Source organism: Pseudomonas sp. MD195_PC81_125 (genome assembly GCF_014060985.1).
In the GTDB taxonomy this organism is placed as follows: Bacteria; Pseudomonadota; Gammaproteobacteria; order Pseudomonadales; family Pseudomonadaceae; genus Aquipseudomonas; species Aquipseudomonas parakoreensis.
In genome coordinates this window covers 1-4,185 of record NZ_JABULD010000738.1, presented here as the reverse complement: position 1 = coordinate 4,185, position 4,185 = coordinate 1, and the positions used below count along the sequence as shown (strand labels likewise).

The following is a 4,185-nucleotide window of genomic DNA, read 5'->3' as shown; positions in this document are numbered from 1 at the left end:
TATCATGTCTTGCTTCGGGATACGACACTGGAGGAAATGAATGATTTCAACCCTGGAGCTGCGCAGAATCATTGAAGAGAGCTTTCGACCGCTGGAGTGCCAATGCACTTTAGTGACTGGAAATTCACTACAGGTCCGAGTGACTGATCCCGCGACGGGCAGCGTCGATCTGCTTGTCACTGGAATTTCGACGAATACATTGGTCAGTCCTCGGGCGATCTCAGAGCTGATTGCTGAGCTTCGGTACGATCTGGCGACCAACAAACAAAGAAACCTGTCGGGTATCGCTGCCACCCGTTGATAGTTGTAGGTGCCGAGGGCTTAGCCAATCCTAAGCCCTCATCGCGACTGCTAGGGCATTGGCGTTTCCGCCGGAGGCAGCGCGGCGGGCTTTTGGATGTCCTGCGTTACGGATGCAGTTTCCGTGCACTCAAGATTCACCTCTTCCTCTTCTCCCATCGTGCTGTAACGCTTGCGTAACTCACGCAGCTCCTTGGTATCCAGATGATCCAATGACATGAAGGCGTTCTGGGCGTCCTTTGTTGCTCGGATCAGTTCATCGAGTTTCAGGTGCAAGATGTCGTTATCCCTGTTCTGTGTGTTCTGGATGAGGAATACCATCAGGAAGGTGATGATCGTTGTTGACGTGTTGATGATCAGTTGCCAGGTGTCGTTGTAGTGAAAATACGGACCCGTTAACGCCCAAGCGATGATCAGCAGAATAGCTATCAGAAAGGTTTTCGAGCTGCCGGCCCAGTTCGAGAGTGCTTGGCAAAACTTTGCGAATTTCATGACCATAAATCCAAGTGGGAGATGCCATTTCGACCACGCAAACTCTATGAAATTCTTTGTTACATATGTCTTCTCTCTCCTCGCAATTCCTCCATCGGAAACGCTCCTAACTCTGATAGCGGTTGAGCTGACTGATCACGCAAAAGTTTGCGAAGCCTCCGAGGAAGGCCGACGACTGGCGATTAAAGTCTCAAAAAAAAGTCATTCCGCGCCGCTTGTCGCCGTGACTGAAAACAAATTGCAATTACTCACACGGAATTCGCTTCAGATGTCTGTGAGCTCGCATTCGATCTTTCTCGAATGAGCATCGAGCCTCGTCTGACCTGAGGAGATTTGTCATGTTTCTACATAACAAGCGACTTCAATACACCGTGCGGGTTGCCGAGCCCAATCCAGGCTTGGCCAATCTGTTACTTGAACAATTTGGCGGCGCACAGGGAGAGCTCGCGGCGGCATCGCGATACTTCACCCAAGCGCTGGCCGAAGATGATCCGGGCCGTAAAGACCTGCTGATGGACATTGCGACAGAGGAGCTAAGCCACCTCGAAATCGTCGGCTCCATCATCGTTATGTTGAACAAGGGTGCCAAAGGCCGAATGGCCGAGGGCGTTGAAGAAGAAGGTGAGTTGTACCGGGCCATCAATGGTGCGGGCAACGATTCGCACATCACCAGCCTGCTGTATGGCGCCGGCGCACCGCTGACCAACTCCGCCGGCGTGCCTTGGTCGGCAGCCTATGTCGATACGATCGGTGAGCCGACGGCCGACTTCCGCTCCAACATTGCTGCCGAGGCTCGCGCAAAAATCGTCTATGAGCGGCTGATGAACGTGACGGACGATCCTGGCGTTAAAGAAGCACTGGGCTTTCTTATGACCCGCGAAATCGCCCACCAACTGTCCTTCGAAAAAGCACTCCACGCAATCCAGCCGAACTTCCCGCAGGGCAAGCTCCCCGGCATGCCGGAGTTCACCAACGTGTACTTCAACATGTCGCAAGGGGAAGGCAGCACCCGTGGTCCGTGGAACCAGGGCGACGATTGGGAGTACGTGGAAAACCCCGCGCCTGCCGTGGACGGCGGTGACGGTACCGCCAGTGTTCAACTAAGCGCTGAAGAAGAGGAACTGCTGCTGGATATGAAGGCACGAACCATGTCCGACCCGGACAGCAATCCTATCACCGGCGCCGATCTTGGCGCGGGTGTTCAGGGTGAACCGAACGCTTGATGACCAATACCGCACGCCACAACGGCGTGCGGTTTCTTTATCCATGCAATCCGAGGTACACGGCATGAATTCGAATACCGGCGTTTTCAACAATGACCTGGCGCAGTCCTTGTCCGATCGCTTCAACGCAACCGCTGCATCCTTTGATCGGACCGCTATGCGGATCGCCCAGACGTTGCGTCACTCGACCGCCAACGCCACAGGGAAACATCCAGCCGGACGATAGGAGGCGACATGTCACTTTCCTCATCGTCTGCGAGACCCTCACTGCGCAATTGGTTGGGCATGGCATCCAGTGGCGGTTGGCCTGGGGTGCTGTTTTGGTCGACGCTCCTGCTGGTCACTGGTTTGCTGTTGTTCAGTGGTTACTCGGCGCTGGTAGGGGCTGAAAAGGAAAATCTGCGTCTGGCGGCATTAGGAGGGTTGTCTGGATTCGCCGCGACCACCCTGGGCGCTGTGGTGGCGATCATCCTTCGCGATATTGCCTCGCGTACCCAAGACATCATGCTGGGGTTCGCCGCCGGCATGATGCTGGCAGCGAGCTCTTTCTCGTTGATTCTTCCGGGCATTGAGGCCGCTCAGGCACTGTGTGGAAACCAGCTACTGGCCGCCTGTGTTGTGGTGTTTGGACTGGCTCTGGGTGTGGCATTGATGATCGGTCTAGATCGTTTCGTGCCTCACGAGCATCAGGAAAGCGGCAGGCGCGGACCGGACTCTCAACGGTTCAATCGGGTGTGGTTGTTTGTCCTGGCCATCACCCTGCACAACCTGCCGGAGGGCATGGCCATCGGCGTCAGCTTTGCCAATGGCGATATGAAAGTGGGCCTGCCGCTGACGACGGCCATCGCCATTCAAGACATCCCGGAGGGGCTCGCCGTTGCACTGGCTTTGCGCGTCACCGGTATCTCTGCTTGGCGGGCAGCGTTGATCGCCATCGGTTCCGGTTTGATGGAACCCTTGGGCTCAGTGGTCGGACTCGGCGTATCGAGTGGTTTCGCCTTGGGTTATCCAATTGCCTTAGGTCTCGCAGCCGGCGCGATGATCTTTGTGGTGTCCCACGAAGTCATTCCTGAAACACACCGTAACGGCCACGAGACACCTGCGACCCTCGGTCTGATGTTGGGATTCGGGGTGATGATGTTCCTCGATACCGCACTGGGCTAATGGGATGAACACTTCATCTGGGAAGCGAAAAAATCTTGGAACGCCTCTTAAAAGAGCTTGGTCAGTTTTCATGATCACCACGATGGCGGACGAGCAATCCTCATCACGCCTCGGGTAAACATCCATTGACCAGAAGGAAGTTAGAAATGGCTAGGAAAACTGTTGAAGACTTGTTCATCCATGAACTCTCCGATGTTTACAGCGCCGAGAAACAGATCACCAAAGCGTTGCCGCGCCTAGCGCGGGCGGCGACCAATCCGCTGCTTGCCGAAGCCTTCACCTCGCACCTTGAAGAAACACAGGGCCAAATCGAACGTATCGATCAGCTGGTCGAGCTGACTGGACTGAAGCTCAAACGCATGAAGTGCGTTGCGATGGAGGGCCTGGTCGAGGAGTCCAAAGAGCTACTGGACGAAATCGACAAAGGTGCGGTGCTGGATGCAGCACTGATCGGCGCTGCGCAAAAGGTCGAGCACTACGAAATCGCCAGTTACGGCACGCTGATCGCGATGGCCAAGCACCTGAAACTCGACGATGCCGCTGCATTGCTGGAGGCCACCCTAGCTGAGGAGAAAGGCGCCGACGAGAAGCTGTCGAAGATCGCGGAGCAAGGCGGTAACCAGGCTGCGACCCTCGAGAAAAAATAAAGATTCAAATTGAGCGGTAAGAACGCCACGGCGACTTTCGTTACCGTGGCGTTCTTTTAGCCAAGCTGACCGCGCCTTATCCAAGCCGGATACTTTATGGATCGCCGGTGCAGCGGTTGCCCTGCTTCTGGACCTTTATGGGCCATCCCACTGGAACACAAAAATAGATGATCATCGTTGCAGGTCCTTTCTGAGGTAAACGCGTTGCCAAGAATCCTGACTTCACCGACCAGCGAGGCCGAGTTGACCGAACACAACGCCAAGATGTTCGGATCGCCCAAAGAACGGTTGGAATTTTATCGTCGCGAAATTCATTACGAGACCTCGATCCTGGCCAACCGGACTGACGCCTATCTGGC

Annotated in this window: 5 protein-coding genes and 1 pseudogene; 5 read left to right on the top strand and 1 reads right to left on the bottom strand. The window is 55.2% G+C overall.

Features of this window, described 5'->3' with window-relative positions; all coding sequences use genetic code 11:
* Nucleotides 1–40 precede the first annotated feature (40 nt).
* Nucleotides 41–301, top strand: coding sequence for a DUF1652 domain-containing protein (locus tag HT737_RS28675; RefSeq protein ID WP_034139797.1), 261 nt, complete (start codon nucleotides 41–43; stop codon nucleotides 299–301).
* A gap of 50 nt (nucleotides 302–351) precedes the next feature.
* Here HT737_RS28675 and HT737_RS28670 read toward each other — a convergent pair whose 3' ends face one another.
* Nucleotides 352–792 carry a low affinity iron permease family protein gene (locus HT737_RS28670; protein ID WP_080761495.1) on the bottom strand — a complete coding sequence of 147 codons (441 nt, stop codon included), beginning with the start codon at nucleotides 790–792 and terminating at the stop codon, nucleotides 352–354.
* A gap of 338 nt (nucleotides 793–1,130) precedes the next feature.
* Between HT737_RS28670 and HT737_RS28665 the strand changes: the two genes are divergently transcribed.
* The 4 genes and pseudogenes from HT737_RS28665 to HT737_RS32895 form a co-directional block, all read left to right on the top strand.
* Nucleotides 1,131–2,015 (top strand): manganese catalase family protein, encoded by an 885-nt coding sequence (locus HT737_RS28665; protein WP_034139796.1) that lies wholly within the window; start codon nucleotides 1,131–1,133, stop codon nucleotides 2,013–2,015.
* A gap of 285 nt (nucleotides 2,016–2,300) precedes the next feature.
* Complete coding sequence (locus tag HT737_RS28660) at nucleotides 2,301–3,179, top strand: ZIP family metal transporter (RefSeq protein ID WP_374011206.1); 879 nt, start codon at nucleotides 2,301–2,303, stop codon at nucleotides 3,177–3,179.
* Between the two features lie 146 nt (nucleotides 3,180–3,325).
* Nucleotides 3,326–3,826: a ferritin-like domain-containing protein gene (locus HT737_RS28655; RefSeq protein WP_034139794.1), complete on the top strand. Its 501-nt coding sequence runs from the start codon at nucleotides 3,326–3,328 to the stop codon at nucleotides 3,824–3,826.
* Nucleotides 3,827–4,039: 213 nt separating this feature from the next.
* A pseudogene (locus HT737_RS32895) lies at nucleotides 4,040–4,185 on the top strand (hypothetical protein); the annotation flags it as partial.

What these genes read in the sequence shown, in the direction of transcription:
- HT737_RS28675 (WP_034139797.1), top strand. Translation starts at nt 41, where the DNA reads ATGATTTCAACCCTGGAGCTGCGCAGAATCATTGAAGAGAGCTTTCGA.
- HT737_RS28670 (WP_080761495.1), bottom strand. Translation starts at nt 792, where the DNA reads ATGAAATTCGCAAAGTTTTGCCAAGCACTCTCGAACTGGGCCGGCAGC.
- HT737_RS28665 (WP_034139796.1), top strand. Translation starts at nt 1,131, where the DNA reads ATGTTTCTACATAACAAGCGACTTCAATACACCGTGCGGGTTGCCGAG.
- HT737_RS28660 (WP_374011206.1), top strand. Translation starts at nt 2,301, where the DNA reads ATGGCATCCAGTGGCGGTTGGCCTGGGGTGCTGTTTTGGTCGACGCTC.
- HT737_RS28655 (WP_034139794.1), top strand. Translation starts at nt 3,326, where the DNA reads ATGGCTAGGAAAACTGTTGAAGACTTGTTCATCCATGAACTCTCCGAT.